A 14,107-nucleotide genomic window follows, 5' to 3' on the forward strand; every position below is an offset into this window, starting at 1 on the left:
CCAAGAAGGAAAGGCAAATGAAGCACGCGAACGCCATAGACAACACCGGCTTCATGCCAAAGAAGTGCTGTGTGGAATACTTGAAAAACACCGGCTGAACAGTCTGTGAGCTCTCGCTTGGCTCGGCCATGATATAGGCCTGCAACGCCTCGATCACCATTGCGGTTCAAATGCCACCAATGCCGCCAGAAATCAGCAACCCACCGACAACCAAAGCGAGCGCAGCGCCCCAGAACACGATGTGCGGACGCGCCTTTGGACCTTCGCCGCCTGCACCGTTGATCGTGTCGACGATCAAAACGGCCGAGTCAGCTGACGTTACCAGGAAGGTCACAAGCAAAACGACGCCTGTCTTAGCCCGCTACAGTGATCCAAATCTATCCCAGATCGACCTGCGAGAGTGGGTGCAACGAGCGCTTCAGTGGCGCATTGCGCGGGGAAGCTCTTAATGCCGAGTGGTTCCAAGCAACCATCGCACGCGCAGTAACCGTCATCTACAGGTTGTGAATCCTGATCCTAGAGAGGCTGGCCTCGGGCCAGTTGTTTGCAAGTTTTGTTACTGGTCAGGTAGCCTCCTCAGATCACTGCTGAGCATATCAATGAAGCGGCGAACCTTTGGCTCTAGAAGACGTTTGTGCGGGTAAAGTGCAACGATGGGAATGCGACCAGAAGAAACGTGAGGCAACACCTGTTGTAACCGCCTTTCTGAGAAGTCTGGGCCGATCAGTAGTCTCGGCAAAAGGACGATCCCAAGCCCCTGAATGGCCGCCTCACGTAGCGCTTCCGCGCTGTCGAGCCGCAGGCGGACGCGCCCCTGAGCACGAACCCAGGTACCATCCTCATCTTGCAAATGCCAACCCTGCCTTGCGCTGCGAGTTGCGAATTGGAGAAGGTCGTGACGGCTAAGCTGTTCGATATTCAAGGGCGTATCGTGCGTCTCAAAGTAGGAAGGAGCAGCGCACAGCATGGTCTCGTCGCGCAGGAGTGTTCTTGTGACAAAGCTTTGGTCAGGCGAGTTCACTCCGATCCGTATGGCGAGATCAAAGCCTTTTTCAATGATGTTATCCACCCGATCTGACAGCGAAAGCTCGATCTGAGTTTCCGGCCAGGTCTCAAGGTATTTTTGAACCGTTGGCAGAAGCAATCTGCGCCCTAAGGCGTCAGGTGCGGTGACCCGAAGTGTCCCGCGCGGCACACCCTGATCGCTTTTGATGCTGCTATCAGCCGCCTCAATTGCGTCCCTGATAGCCAGACCATGCTCGTAAAGGCTGCGGCCTTCTTCGGTCAGGTCGAGTGCACGGGTGGTGCGGTTCAGAAGGCGGGCGCCATAGGCTTCTTCCAACCGGGCAACAGCCTTTCCCGCGGTTGATCTCGACATCCCGAATGATTTGCCGGCGGCGACAAAACTTCCGGTTTCGACAACCGATAAGAAGACGAGGATGTCGTTCACTTTTGATCCGATCATAGATCGAGATTGTAGCACTATGATCGTGAATGAAGCGATCCCCATTCGCCTCACTCAAGCATTAAGTCTCTCGACATGAAAGTATAACAAAGGAGACACACATGTCCGCTGCTATTGACCGGATCAATCCATCGGCTTTGCCGGATGCTGGCAAGATCGGATACTCGCAGATTTCCATCGCTCCGCCAGGCCCTTTGGCATTCGTGTCGGGTCAGGTGGCATGGCGCCTGGATGGGACGGCCACACCGGCCTCGTTGGCGGATCAAACGGCTATCGTGGTCGACAACCTGCAAGGCGCATTGGATGCGATCCACGCGACAACCGACGATATTGTCCAGATGCGCATTTACATGACGAAGCTTACGGATGAGACGCAGGGCATCGCCATGAGCGAGATCCTGAAATTTCTTGATGGGGCACAGCCAAGTCTGACCGGGATCGGTGTGGCCGCTCTTGCAGCGCCCGATCTACAGATCGAAGTAGAGATGGTCGTTAAGGTCTCAGGCTAAACAGGCTTGCTGACGGGATCAGTTGCAATGATGACATTCAGCCAGTGGCAGCTTTCATTCTCCTCTCAAAGCTAAGCTGTCACACAAAAACGCAGCCGGTACGCGTTTGGCGTCATACCGGTGAGCCTTTTGAACACCTTTCGGAATGCCGATCCTACCAACTGGGTTATCGCGGGCAAACGTCTTTGGAGCCTCGACACTCCGGACTGAGGCAACTGGGGGAATTCCGACGAGGGCCTGAGCCTGCTGCCCCACTACATGTCAGGCATGAATGGGATCGAACCAGGTTCCGGAACAGGATACGTTTCGGGCTGGATATCTCGGTGTGGGTCGAGGGTCACGGCGATTGTCGTTTCCATCGTACAATTGGCCACCGCACGTGAGTTGGCCGCAGAGCACCGTGCAGACATCACCTTCATCGAGGGCAACGCCGAAGCGACAGGCCTACCGGATGTCTCGTTCGACTTCGCGATATCGGAATATGGGGCATCGATCTGGTGTCCGCCAGATAGATGGCTGCCAGAGGATTGGCGATTGCTGCGCACGGGCGGATGGCTGGTGTTCCTCGGAAATCACGCGCTTTCCCTGATCTGCTCACCCCTCGATGTATCGCCTACTGAATGGATGATGCATCGCCCATACCGAGGCATGCGGGGCGCCGATCGGACAGAAATCGAATGACCCTCTTAGCGACAGACCTTCATCGGCAGTATCAGGCCCCACCGGGTATCCATAGGTGCGCTGAACTCTCTGAAACCCGATTTTTTGTATGAAGCGATGGCGCGTGCGTTTTCCGGGTGCGGGTCCGTCGCAACGACGGGGACTCCTTCGTCGAACAACGCACTCAGCCGCTGTGTGATGAATGCTGAACCGTGTCCTCGCGCGATCATGTCCGGTTCGCCGATGAATTGGTCGATGCCCCGAGAGCCTTTCGGAAGTTGATAGAAATGATGCCCATCCCAGCCATGAACAATATAGTCTTGCATGTATGCGAAGGGGCGCCCGGCCGTCGAAACAATCCAACGGGCCACACGACGGTCTTCGAATTCCTCCGCATCGTGGGGTTCATCTGAATCCCACCATTCACGGACATGGGGTCTCGATCGCCATCCCGCTAACAGATCGAGATCAGCTATCGTCGCCTTTCGAAATGTATAATTGTTGTTGGTTGTCATACCATCACTGTAGCACATCAGCGCCGGGCGGTATGGCTTGAAGCCGCCTTGCAGAGTTGCACCGCTTGGATCGGCATCGCATCGAATTGCAGGGATTGGGGCGATGAAAGCAGGCAGTCTTTAGCAGGCCATAATTGCCAAGCTTGCGATATCCGAGATGCAGGGCTTTGATGCCATTCGCACTAACGCCGTATAGGAAGGCCGGAACCAAAGCGGTTATTTTTCGGCAATGGCATCGACTTCCAAAAGCCAACCGTCTTCAAACATCCCGGCCAATACGACGGTAAGCGCAAAAGTATGACCGCCCAACATTGCCATCCGAATGTCCCTGTTTGCTTCGCGGTGTCTGCGATCAACCAGAAAAGTAGTCGCCTTCACGATGTTCTGGGCGGTCATATCTGCGGCGTTTAGTTGTGCCAGGATGTTCGTCCACACAGCCTTTGCCTGTTCTTCAAAGGTCTCTGGCAAAGTGCCGTCTGCCGCAATCGGTGCCTGACCACTCACGTACAGACGTCGTGCTGTGCCTGTTACCTCAACTGCTTGTGCATAGGCACCAACGGCTCTAGGTCCATCTTCCGCATTTATTTGTCTGATTGGCATGTTTTATCTCTCTTCTGGCGTTCTGAACGTTGATAAGAGGACCATCCAAGTATCGCGGCGGACGCAACAGCGAACGCCGATCCTGTGAATATGACGGATTGGAAATCCGATACCTGCGCAATTAGGCCTGCTGCGGGCCCGGCGATGACGAGGGCAATCATCATTGTATTCCAGTACGTCGCTGTTGCGTGGGCTGGCCGGTTCTTTGACAGAGACTGCACAAAGCTGATCGCGAGTGTTGAGAACAGGCCGAAGTAGACCCCTTCCGCGGCAGCACCAAAAAACATGTGTGGGAAGGAGCGAACCGTCGCGAGAACCAGAATTGCGACGATGGCGACTTGTGCTGTGCCCATCAACGCTGTGCGTAGCCCAAAACGGGCAATCAGATATGGTGTGGTGAAAATCGCGAAAAGCTCGGCGAACGTCTTTATGCTGAATGCGACGCCCGGCGCATAAGCTGGCAGCCCGACTTCCCGAACAAAAAAGATCGGAAGGGCCGAAAACGTCAAAGAATGAGCAAGCGCGAGGCAAAATACGAACAGGATAGCCGCCCAAAGCTCCGGATGTCGGTCCCCCTTCATTAGTTTTTCCTGAGCGGCGGAGACTGGTATTCTGGCCGCATCACGCGGAGCCGTTCGCCACCACAAAGCAAGCCAGATAAGGCCAATCGCGAAAGCAGCCTGAAAGACGACTTCAGGGCCGAATTGGTCGGCTACAATGAAGCTTAACGCCGGTCCAACCATCCATGATGTTGACGTGATCGCGCGCATATATGCGTTAAACGTGCTGCGCTTTATGCTGTTGCGTTCGGCAATGTCACCGCCAAGCGAGAACATGGTCGACATGGCACTGGAGCCGAGGCCGAAGCCGATCACACCTGCAGTCGCGACAGTCAGAAAGCTGGGCGACATGGACAGTGCAAATGCGGCCATGCAATAGCCAAGCGCGGCCAAGCCTATCATCGGGAACGGGTTGGCTCCCTGGTCCATCTGTTTGGCGAAAATGCGATTGGAGAGGATGACAACGAGTGCGAAGACACCTGTGTAGACGCTTATGTTCCAAGGTGCTCGTTGAAGGCTCTCGACGATGTAGAAGCCCATGAACGAGACCGCCATTGAATTGCAGACGGTTCCGACAAATAGGAGAGACAGAAATGCGACGGGAATGGATTTGGTCATGCGCTCTAAGGCTAGCCAGCATCATTCAGTTGCAAAACAACTCGATTTGAAGTGATCATTTCATAGATGAACGAATATCCGAAACCTCGTGACCACATCCGCTGGGACGACCTTGCGGCGTTCTTGGCGGTTGCGCGCGCCGGCGGTCTTGCTGCCGCTGCCAAGGATGTAACATCCAGCGCCCCAACCCTAGGCAGGCGGATGCGGGAGCTAGAGCGTGCCATGGGTCGTGAATTGTTCGTCCGTCGCAGCCATGGCTATGACCTAACGGACGCGGGCATTGAATTGATGCGTGAGTTGGAAGACGTGGCCTTAAGCATCTCGCGGGCGACAACAAAGGCTAACGATGGCCAGCTACCGTTGATCAAGGTGTCAGCGGGGACGTGGACATCGCTTGCGCTGACGCGACAGTGGCGCGACATCACTGGCGATCCCGCCGATGTCAGGCTGCGCTTCATGACTTCCGAGGCAGTCCTCAGCATTGCACGGCGCGAAGCGTCGATTGCGATACGTAACAGCCGCCCGACTGAGCATGGGCTTGCAGGGCGCAAGCTGGCCCGCAATGAATTTGCAGTCTTTTCGGCGCGCGACGCGCGAGAAAGCTGGATCATCCACGATGTCGACACGCCGTCCTCCCATTGGGCTAGGGCGCGTGCTGGTCAGAATGTCAGTCTGGAAGTCAGCCATCCAAGACTGGCTCTTGATCTTGCGTTGGAAGGCGCCGGGCAGATCGTCCTACCCACATTCATAGGCGACAGGGATGCGAGACTCGAACGGCGCTCCGACTCAATCCCTGAATTGTCGCATGATGCCTGGCTGGTCGCGCATGACGATGACAGACATCTGCCGGAAATACGCCGGGTTATCAACCGCATAACCAAACTCCGATCATGAATTGGTGCCAACGCGCCTAACTACGAAACCAGACGTCTGTCGCAGCTTGACGAAGGCTTAGGTTGGGTACTGAGCAGCTGTTAAACGCCAATCGCATAAGTGACCAGTTGCAGCCCCGTACGGCCTTTTTGATGCCCCGTTATCCCTTACAACAGGCAAACTTCCATAGTTTGATTTGGATTCTGCGTGCCTTGAAACCACTACCGCCTTGAATTTCCTCTCGAGCGAGCCTTAATGAAATATGTTAAAGATATTTACATAGGGGATCTTGCTGATGCTCGATATGTCAAGTTGGAGAGCCGTATTCGCTATCAGCCTTTTCGTTTGCGCCACAAGCGCCACCGCGCAGTCGGACCAACCGAGTTCTGGACAAGTTGTCGAGCTCAGGGTTCCGGCCCCATCACTTGAGGAAAACCTACTAGGAACATCTGGTATTCAAGATGTCGCGATTTACCTGCCACCCGACTACGAACAACACCCGAACCGCCGCTTCCCCGTTTTATATCTGTTGCATGGTATTTTCGATGATTACGGGGTGTGGATCGAAAACTACAACGTTCCTTCGATTTTGGATCGAATGATCCAGGAAGAAGCTATACCGGAAGTCATCGCTGTAATGCCAAATGCTGGTAATCGATATGGCGGGGGATACTATCGGAATTCTCCCGTAAGCGGAAACTGGGCAGACTATATCACCAATGACCTTGTCAGCTACGTAGATGCCAACTACAGCACCCTGCCGAATCCAGAGAGCCGCGCTGTGATTGGCCATTCCATGGGGGGCTATGGCGCACTTCACCTAGCCATGCACCATCCCGGAGTGTTCTCGGTTGTTTGGGCCATCAGCCCGTGCTGCCTAGCGCCGACGGAAGATCTGGGTTTCGGAAATGACGCTTGGAAGCGTGCCTCGCAAATCGAAGATTTCGACGATGTCGATGCTCTTTTAGAGAGCCGAGACTTTTATCCGATTGCCATTCTCGGCATCATTGCCGCATTCAATCCTGATCCGGATAGTGAGCCGATCTATGGAGATTTCCCATTCGAGATCGTGAAAGGGGAGGTCGTTCTCGATGACCAAGCATTCGATAGCTATTCGGACGCGTTTCCGATCAGGCAGGTACGCACTTCTCGCGAGAATCTGCGTGAATTGAAAGGCCTCGGGATGGGTGTAGGGCTTGGTGACCAATTCCTTCATATTCCAGCGGGCACACTTGCACTGTCTCAGCAGCTCGGCGATGAACGTATTCCTCACAGCCTGGATGCTTACGCAGGCGATCATCGGCAACGCGTTGGTGAGCGATTGGAAGAGACTGTCATTCCCTGGGTGGTTAGAAGATTGGACTTCGGCGAGTAATGGTGGGTGAAACCATGGATTGGTAGCCGGCGTCTTTTTGCTCTGGTTGGACACTAGCCTGCAAGCTTTCATCAGAGATAGCCATGTCAATGGCACGTTGTAGGCCGGCGCCCTCCACAATTGAACTCAGTTCGAATGCCAAACCATGGGACCATTATGTGACTTCTGGTGCATCGGGGTTTGCATTCTCTATCCCTTCGAAAACCTCGGGCGCGTTGTGTTGGACCATCGAGACATGCAAGCTAAGGATAACAGCCTTTGGAAATGTCGGACGCACAATCATGTGGATCGAACGAGTTCACAGTACAGGTTGAAATCAGCATTCGTCGGGGAACATCCCGAAACCGATGCTGGTCTACCGACTGAGTAGCGTATTTCGGTTCGAGTAGTCCGCGCAGAAGCGACGAATGCAATCATGCAATCGCTGAGCTTCATTATACCAGTTGATTAATTAACTAACTAGTATAATATTGCGCTATGACAGGTGATCAACAACTTGACGCAGCTTTTTTCGCACTGGCCCACCCAACGAGGCGCGCAATTCTGGCCCGATTGGCCAAAGGCACGGCGACGGTGAATGAGCTTGCAGAGCCCTTCGACGCGACCTTGCCAGCGATTTCCAAACATATCCGGGTGCTAGAGGCCGCTGGCTTGGTCTCCCGTGGCAGGGACGCCCAGTTCCGCCCTTGTGCACTAGACACAAAACCGTTGGAGGCCGTTGCAAGCTGGACCGACCAATACCGTTTCATCTGGGAAGCTCGGTTCGACGCCATGGACAGAATTTTGAATGGAATGAAGGAAACGCCAGATGAATGAAGAGAAGAAATGGGTAAAGATCGAACGAGAATTTGATGCCCCGATTGGCACCATCTGGGACATGTGGACTGACCCGGCCTTGTTTAGTGCGTGGTACGGACCCCGTGGTATGTCTGTGCCGGTAGCAGAAATGGACGTGGTTGTTGGCGGCACGCGTAAGGTTTGTATGGAAATGACTTCACCCGAGCGACCAATGAAAATGTGGTTCACCGGAGTGTATAAGGAAGTCACCCGACCACGCCGCCTCGTCTATACGGAGAGTATGTGTGATGAGGATGGCACTCTTATCACACCTCAGGCGATGGGCATGCCTGATGACTTTCCTGACATCACCGAGATCATTGTTGAACTCTCTGAAGTGAATGGCAAAACCTTAATGACCATGGTCCACATCGGTGTTGAGGCGGGCACAGCTGGTGCCGGTGGCTGGAATCAGGCCTTTGACAAGCTCGCTGAGTACCTTTCTGCAAGAGAAGTTAGCTGACAGGTCGGACACATGCGACAGCTTGCCATTCTGACATTCGTGACGCTCGATGGCGTGATGCAATCCCCGAGTATGCCAGAAGAAGACCCGTCTGATGGATTTGCAAATGGAGGCTGGGCCACGCCATATTGGGACGGCGTGATGGATCAGGTCGAGCGTCACGCCATTTCCGAGCCATATGACATGGTTTTTGGTCGTAAGACCTACGACATCTTCGCGGGTCACTGGCCGAACGCACCAAAGTCCGCTTTGTCAAACCGAATGAATAGCGCGAGGAAATACGTAGTAACTTCGCAACCTGAAGGTTTGCGTTGGGAAAACTCGCGCCCGATCAACGATGACGTTGCTGGCGGAATCTCGACTTTGAAGGCACAAGATGGGCCTCTTTTGCAGGTGCACGGCAGCGCCCGGCTGATACAAACCCTTCTTTCCCACAGTCTTATCGACGAGTTCCGCCTGTGGATTTTTCCGGTGGTTGTCGGCGGCGGCAAGCGTCTTTTTGAGAACGGCAGCTCGCCGCGCCAACTGAAGCTGACCAGATTTGAGCGCTGTGGAAATGGTGCAACGATGCAATTCTATCGGCCCGAACACGACCATTCTATCGGGGAGAAATACCCGTGACCCTGAGTTTCATGACAGAATAGAATCTATTCGGAACGACGGGTTGCTCGCAGCGCATTCCAGTCATTCGAGCAAAGCAGGATTTGGGATGGCTACTTCCGCGGAGCTGGCCTCCGTACATTGCCTAACACCGGACGGTTAGTTCGTCGATCAGCCGGATCTTACAGACATTGACCGCTTATCTCTCAGATGGATTTCCGAATTGGAAGTTCAACTGGCGGTTTGTCCTTAGATAAGACAACGGCGTCCCTAAAGCCTCCTCTGCTTTTAAGATCACAGAAGCCGAAGCACGAGCGTCTTCACCTGCATCATGGTGATGAAACTCAAGGCCTAGATGTTTCTTAAGATTTGCCAGCCCATGCCCACCGGCGCCCTTCAACGATGGCCATGCTTTACGGGCAATCGACACGCTATTCGTCCAATGCGACGAGATTATTGGCAGGTCATACCGGGCGCAAGCAGCCGTTATCGCCTTTTCATCAAACGTACTGTGTTGCACAAGACTGTGCGTGTTCAGGACTTCAAACAAGGACGCGTAGACCGTCGGGAATGTTCCAGCCCCAATCACGGTTTCGGCGGAAATCCCGTGAAGCTCGGTATTAAAAACCTCAAATGGTCCCTCGGGGTCAATCAGGACAGAATAGGTCTGCATAGACCCTGCGTCGCTGACAAAACAAAGCCCGATCTGGCAGATGCTGCTGATAGCTTTGCCCGCCGTTTCGACGTCCAACGCAATAAATCGAAAAGGCCCGGCAGGCGGCGTACTAAGATGTCCAAATCTGTTCAACGTATCCACCGTTTGGGCGCTCTGCATTTGTCGGATTCCCTCAGCCCTCGCTACCAGATCTACAACTGCGCATCCTAATTTTGCGGGCCGAATGGGTCTTGGCAAGCAATTCTTGCTCTTGAGGAGCGCAGTTTGCTCATACGACACTTCACTCACGGCCCAATCCGATCGTTGACCATTGTCGCCGACGCCGCGGTGCCGCCTTCCCAAAGTAGGTTTTGGGAAAGAGCGTTGCATCAGGCGCCCAAGCGTTTGCGCATTACCTGAGGTAGAACAAAAGGGATCGAGGATTTCGGAACTTTGCTGATTGGCAAGTCGATGCCATAGACTTGCTGCATCAGGTCGATATTCAGCACTTCAGATGGCGTGCCAGAGCCCCAGACGTAGCCCTGTGATAGAACATAAACACAGTCAGCAAATAGCGCAGTAAGGTTCAGATCGTGCATCACTACCACGACACCGCCTCCGGCGGCGGCGAAATCACCGGCAATATGAAGAACCGCAAACTGATGCGCTATGTCGAGGCTGGCAACAGGTTCGTCCAGCAATAGCCACCTGGGTTGATCAGTATGTTGGGTCTCCCAGACCTGAGTCAGAACGCGGGCAAGCTGAACGCGCTGTTGCTCGCCCCCAGACAGGGTTTGGTAGGATCGATCTTCGAACCCGGCAAGATCAACATGCGCCAAGGCTTTGGCCGTCAGTTCGTCATCGATTGCCGCCAGCCCATTTGCCAGGCCCAGCCTGACAATCTCGTGCACCTTGAAAGGAAAGGCCACGCTTGTGGATTGTGGCAGTACACCCCGCATCGCAGCCAACTGCCAAGGTTTCAACGCTGAAATGTCGTGGCCGTTCAGGGTTACGGTTCCCGATGTGCCGATTTCTCCGGCCAATGTCTTAAGCAAGGTCGACTTGCCCGATCCGTTGGGTCCGATGATTGCAGTGACCTGTCCAGATTCCGCCTTGAAATTCACGTCGTGCAGAATGTCCTTTCGGCCGAGGTTGACGCAGATGCTCTTACCTTGCATGACCTACATCCCCATTGTGCCGTGCCGGCGCAGCAAGATCCAAAGAAAGACCGGCGCGCCGAGAATTGCCGTAACGATCCCGATTGGCAGCTCCGCCGGGGCCACCACGACCCGGCTGATCATGTCGGCGCAAAGCAGTAGACTGGCACCTAACAAAGCAGAATTCATCAAAAGCCTATTGTGGTCCGGACCCGTCGCGAGACGTAACAAGTGTGGAACCACAATTCCAATGAACCCGATACCACCAGACACGGCGACGGCGGCCCCGGTGGCACCGGCGACCGCCAGAATGGCAATGTTCTTGCTGCGCTGCACCGGAATGCCCATGTGGTGGGCCACCGCCTCTCCCATCGCCAGACCGTTGAGCGCTCGCGCAAGGAATTGAGTGCTGGCCAGTGCAATCAAAATGATTGGCGCGGCCGTGACGATCTTCCCCCAGGTTGCGCCCGCCAATGATCCCATTCCCCAGAATGTCAGGTCTCGTAATTGCTGATCGTCGGCCATATAGACTAAAAGGCCCGATGCCGCGCCGGACAAGGCACCCAATGCTATGCCGGCTAGCAGCATGGTCGCCACGGATGTCTGTCCCAGTCTTGTCGAGACACGGTACAGGATCAGAACAGACACCCAGCTACCCAGAAAGGCCGCGATGGCCACCAATCCGTTTCCAGTCCAGACCAATATCTGCGCGGGCAGGTAGGTGCCAAGTATGATGGCCGAAATTGCGCCCAGTCCCGCGCCAGCGCTAACGCCGACGATCCCGGGATCCGCCAACGGGTTTCGGAAAAGTCCCTGCATGACAACCCCAGAAACAGCCAGCGCGGCGCCAACTAGAATCCCCATAGCAAGCCGGGGCAAGCGTATGTCCCAAAGAACAATCAGGTTCAGGTCTGACATGGATTGCCCATTGATCAGGTCTGTCAGAGCGGTGTTTAGCGATGCGTCTGACGCGCCTACAGAGACGCTGACACCGCTGGTCAGGCCAAGCAGAACCGCTAAGGTCAGTGTGACCCGCCGTGCTGTTGCCCGCCGGTCGCGTTTGGGTGCTTCTGCGCCTAAATGATCCAGTGCCAGCGTCATGAGTCTCCGACATCCTGAAGGGCCGCTGACAGATCAGAAATGGCACTGGCAGTTCGAGGACCAAACCCGAGCAGGAAAGCACCTTGCATGCGGATAAGCCTCTTGTTCCGGCCCGCCGGGGTCAGCTTTATGGAGGGCAGCGAAAACAATGCGTGGTCCTCAGTGTCGTGATTGCCTTGCCGATCCATCATGAGGATGACATCCGGCGCGGCCGACGCCATCGCTTCGGGGGTCAATGGCTTGTAGCCCGACACGCTGTCGGCGGCATTTACCCCACCTGCCAGTCGAATGATGCTATCTGCTTGGGTATCCACGCCGCCAACCGTGATCCGATTGTCCTGCGTCGACAGGATAAACAAGACCCGCTTCGGATCGGACGCGGCCGCATAATGCGCCGCTGTTTGAGCCTGACTTAGCTGGCGCTTAGTTTGCGTTGCCAAATCTTCGGCAGCGTCGTCGACACCCAGCACAGCACCAACTGTTTGGATCTTTTCGATCACGCCATCCAGAGAGAACTCGTCCTTGATCGTGACATATTGCACGCCGGCCTGTTGCAGAACCGCAATTGCGTCTGGCGGGCCCGAGCCTTCAAGCGCCAGAATCAAGTCCGGTTCGACCGACAAAACGCCCTCGGGCGACAGCGAGCGTCGATACCCGATATCGGGCAACTCTAACACCTCTGTCGGGTAGGTCGATGTCCGGTCACGGCCGACAAGCCTGTCTTGCTGACCAAGCGCGTACACGATTTCGGTGATGGAACTGCCGATCGCGATAATACGCTTTGGACTGTCGTTTTCGGCCAACACGGCCTGCGTGCTCAGCAGGGCGGCGAGAACAGACCAGATCAATCGTATTTTGTTCATGTCAAAGCTGCCTCGGGTTTGGGTTCAAGCCCGGCGACCAGTTCATCCCAAACCGGGCGATGGTCAATTTCACCGGAGCGGCGACCAAATATCTGGAAGATCAGCCCACCTTCGGCATCGAACGCCTCGACCGAGACGGCGGGGCCGCGCTGCGTCGGTTTGGTGACGGCCCAAACCTCTGCAATATGGTCGGTGCGCAGATGCAGGTTGAAACGCGGATCAAGAACGTTGAACCAGGGTCCCATCTGCTTGAGCGATTTAATGCGACCACCGTGAATTTCGATACATCCGCGGTTACCAACAAAGATCATGACCTCGATTTCCTTATCGCGCGCCTGTTCGAACATCGCGGTTATGGCGGCTGGCGTCAGTTCCTTGACGAGCGGCTCACCGGCGATGCGATAAGCCCCCAGACGGTTCATCTTGAGCTTTGAAGTCAATCGCATGAACTGGTGTGTGTCCGTCATTTTGGCCCACTCCGCGCGCAAAATGTCGGCCTTGTCAGCGTTGGCCTTGGGCGCTTCGGTCGGCTTGCGGGGCGCAACGTCGAGAGTTTGCGACTGATCATCCGATGCAAGAGCGCTGACAAGCTGCGTCCATTGGGTCAGATCCGATCCATCACGCAGAAAGATCTTGTGCACGGCGTCACCGACGGCATCAAAAATCTGCAGGGATCTTTTGACCCCGCTGTCGGTGTTGCGTTCGATGGCAAAGGCATGAACCCAGTGACTGGGAAACATGCGCAGATCGATATCCTCCGTCAGCACCATCGAGGCATGCCCGCCCGAATGGTAATTGTCGTACTGTCCGACCTTTTCGATCACGCAGGATGTATTGCGCGTCAAAGCCATGACCTCCCCCAGCGCGTTGAGCCTTGGAAAGAGATCATCAAGGTTTGCCGACAGCCGTGTAACGTCGTGTCCGGCAAAGGCTGCGACCAGCTGCCCTTCTGCAATGCTAAGCGATTCTGCCAGATCGCGGTCACGCTTACCGCTGTTTTGCGCATGTGCGGTACGAATTTGATCCGGGGCTGTAAGCACCTGTTCTGTCATGGGGTTTCCCATCTTCGAGTTGATTTTTCTGAGGTGCTGGCCGGGCTGCCAAATTGCTCGGCTACCCGCTGGCGGATGTTGTCTAAACGATCAACATTTATTGTTGACTGTTTTAGTAACCTTTATTAACGAGCACAAGTCGCAACGAAAAGCGATTCCAAAAAACGACAAAACAGACAGACCAAAGCCAGCGCGGCGCAAGCA

16 protein-coding genes and 1 pseudogene are annotated in these 14,107 nt (G+C 55.0%); 7 read left to right on the plus strand and 10 right to left on the minus strand.

Annotated features, from left to right (window positions below; genetic code table 11):
• Window positions 1–169: 169 nt before the first annotated feature.
• A pseudogene (locus ACR0BU_RS16125) lies at window positions 170–346 on the minus strand (BCCT family transporter); the annotation flags it as partial.
• Window positions 347–556: 210 nt separating this feature from the next.
• Complete coding sequence (locus ACR0BU_RS16130; protein ID WP_480738164.1) at window positions 557–1,450, minus strand: LysR family transcriptional regulator; 894 nt, start codon at window positions 1,448–1,450, stop codon at window positions 557–559.
• Between the two features lie 116 nt (window positions 1,451–1,566).
• Here ACR0BU_RS16130 and ACR0BU_RS16135 point away from each other — a divergent pair, with 116 nt between their 5' ends.
• Window positions 1,567–1,974: a RidA family protein gene (locus tag ACR0BU_RS16135; RefSeq protein WP_480738163.1), complete on the plus strand. Its 408-nt coding sequence runs from the start codon at window positions 1,567–1,569 to the stop codon at window positions 1,972–1,974.
• A gap of 267 nt (window positions 1,975–2,241) precedes the next feature.
• Window positions 2,242–2,655, plus strand: a complete 414-nt coding sequence (locus ACR0BU_RS16140; RefSeq protein WP_480738162.1) for a class I SAM-dependent methyltransferase — start codon at window positions 2,242–2,244, stop codon at window positions 2,653–2,655.
• A gap of 5 nt (window positions 2,656–2,660) precedes the next feature.
• On the opposite strand, the gene ACR0BU_RS16145 is transcribed toward ACR0BU_RS16140, so the two are convergent.
• The 3 genes from ACR0BU_RS16145 to ACR0BU_RS16155 all read right to left on the minus strand — a co-directional run bounded on the left by ACR0BU_RS16145 (window position 2,661) and on the right by ACR0BU_RS16155 (window position 4,927).
• Window positions 2,661–3,149 carry a GNAT family N-acetyltransferase gene (locus tag ACR0BU_RS16145; RefSeq protein ID WP_480738161.1) on the minus strand — a complete coding sequence of 163 codons (489 nt, stop codon included), beginning with the start codon at window positions 3,147–3,149 and terminating at the stop codon, window positions 2,661–2,663.
• Window positions 3,150–3,365: 216 nt separating this feature from the next.
• Complete coding sequence (locus ACR0BU_RS16150; protein ID WP_480738160.1) at window positions 3,366–3,749, minus strand: RidA family protein; 384 nt, start codon at window positions 3,747–3,749, stop codon at window positions 3,366–3,368.
• The gene (locus tag ACR0BU_RS16155) at window positions 3,731–4,927 is read right to left on the minus strand and encodes an MFS transporter (RefSeq protein ID WP_480738159.1); all 1,197 of its coding nucleotides are present in this window, start codon (window positions 4,925–4,927) and stop codon (window positions 3,731–3,733) included. Before ACR0BU_RS16155 ends, ACR0BU_RS16150 begins: the two co-directional genes overlap by 19 nt.
• A gap of 66 nt (window positions 4,928–4,993) precedes the next feature.
• Here ACR0BU_RS16155 and ACR0BU_RS16160 point away from each other — a divergent pair, with 66 nt between their 5' ends.
• From ACR0BU_RS16160 to ACR0BU_RS16180, 5 genes are all read left to right on the plus strand, one after another.
• Window positions 4,994–5,821: a LysR family transcriptional regulator gene (locus tag ACR0BU_RS16160; protein WP_480738158.1), complete on the plus strand. Its 828-nt coding sequence runs from the start codon at window positions 4,994–4,996 to the stop codon at window positions 5,819–5,821.
• A 274-nt stretch (window positions 5,822–6,095) separates the two neighbouring features.
• Window positions 6,096–7,175 carry an alpha/beta hydrolase gene (locus ACR0BU_RS16165; RefSeq protein ID WP_480738168.1) on the plus strand — a complete coding sequence of 360 codons (1,080 nt, stop codon included), beginning with the start codon at window positions 6,096–6,098 and terminating at the stop codon, window positions 7,173–7,175.
• Between the two features lie 477 nt (window positions 7,176–7,652).
• Window positions 7,653–7,991 carry an ArsR/SmtB family transcription factor gene (locus tag ACR0BU_RS16170; RefSeq protein WP_480738157.1) on the plus strand — a complete coding sequence of 113 codons (339 nt, stop codon included), beginning with the start codon at window positions 7,653–7,655 and terminating at the stop codon, window positions 7,989–7,991.
• The gene (locus ACR0BU_RS16175) at window positions 7,984–8,475 is read left to right on the plus strand and encodes an SRPBCC family protein (RefSeq protein WP_299081832.1); all 492 of its coding nucleotides are present in this window, start codon (window positions 7,984–7,986) and stop codon (window positions 8,473–8,475) included. The genes ACR0BU_RS16170 and ACR0BU_RS16175 overlap by 8 nt, the downstream gene beginning before the upstream one ends.
• Window positions 8,476–8,487: 12 nt before the next feature.
• Window positions 8,488–9,096 carry a dihydrofolate reductase family protein gene (locus ACR0BU_RS16180; RefSeq protein WP_480738156.1) on the plus strand — a complete coding sequence of 203 codons (609 nt, stop codon included), beginning with the start codon at window positions 8,488–8,490 and terminating at the stop codon, window positions 9,094–9,096.
• Window positions 9,097–9,274: 178 nt separating this feature from the next.
• Here ACR0BU_RS16180 and ACR0BU_RS16185 read toward each other — a convergent pair whose 3' ends face one another.
• The 5 genes from ACR0BU_RS16185 to ACR0BU_RS16205 all read right to left on the minus strand — a co-directional run bounded on the left by ACR0BU_RS16185 (window position 9,275) and on the right by ACR0BU_RS16205 (window position 13,903).
• Window positions 9,275–9,910, minus strand: coding sequence for an exonuclease domain-containing protein (locus ACR0BU_RS16185; RefSeq protein WP_480738155.1), 636 nt, complete (start codon window positions 9,908–9,910; stop codon window positions 9,275–9,277).
• Between the two features lie 209 nt (window positions 9,911–10,119).
• The gene (locus ACR0BU_RS16190; RefSeq protein WP_480738154.1) at window positions 10,120–10,908 is read right to left on the minus strand and encodes a heme ABC transporter ATP-binding protein; all 789 of its coding nucleotides are present in this window, start codon (window positions 10,906–10,908) and stop codon (window positions 10,120–10,122) included.
• Between the two features lie 3 nt (window positions 10,909–10,911).
• Window positions 10,912–11,988 carry a FecCD family ABC transporter permease gene (locus ACR0BU_RS16195; protein ID WP_480738153.1) on the minus strand — a complete coding sequence of 359 codons (1,077 nt, stop codon included), beginning with the start codon at window positions 11,986–11,988 and terminating at the stop codon, window positions 10,912–10,914.
• A complete protein-coding gene (locus ACR0BU_RS16200; RefSeq protein ID WP_480738152.1) occupies window positions 11,985–12,851 on the minus strand; it encodes a heme/hemin ABC transporter substrate-binding protein in 867 nt (288 codons plus the stop codon). Before ACR0BU_RS16200 ends, ACR0BU_RS16195 begins: the two co-directional genes overlap by 4 nt.
• On the minus strand, window positions 12,848–13,903 hold the full coding sequence (locus ACR0BU_RS16205) for a hemin-degrading factor (RefSeq protein ID WP_480738151.1): 1,056 nt from the start codon (window positions 13,901–13,903) through the stop codon (window positions 12,848–12,850). Before ACR0BU_RS16205 ends, ACR0BU_RS16200 begins: the two co-directional genes overlap by 4 nt.
• Window positions 13,904–14,107: the final 204 nt, after the last annotated feature.

The sequence above is a fragment of the Ruegeria sp. CK2 genome (assembly GCF_056536585.1).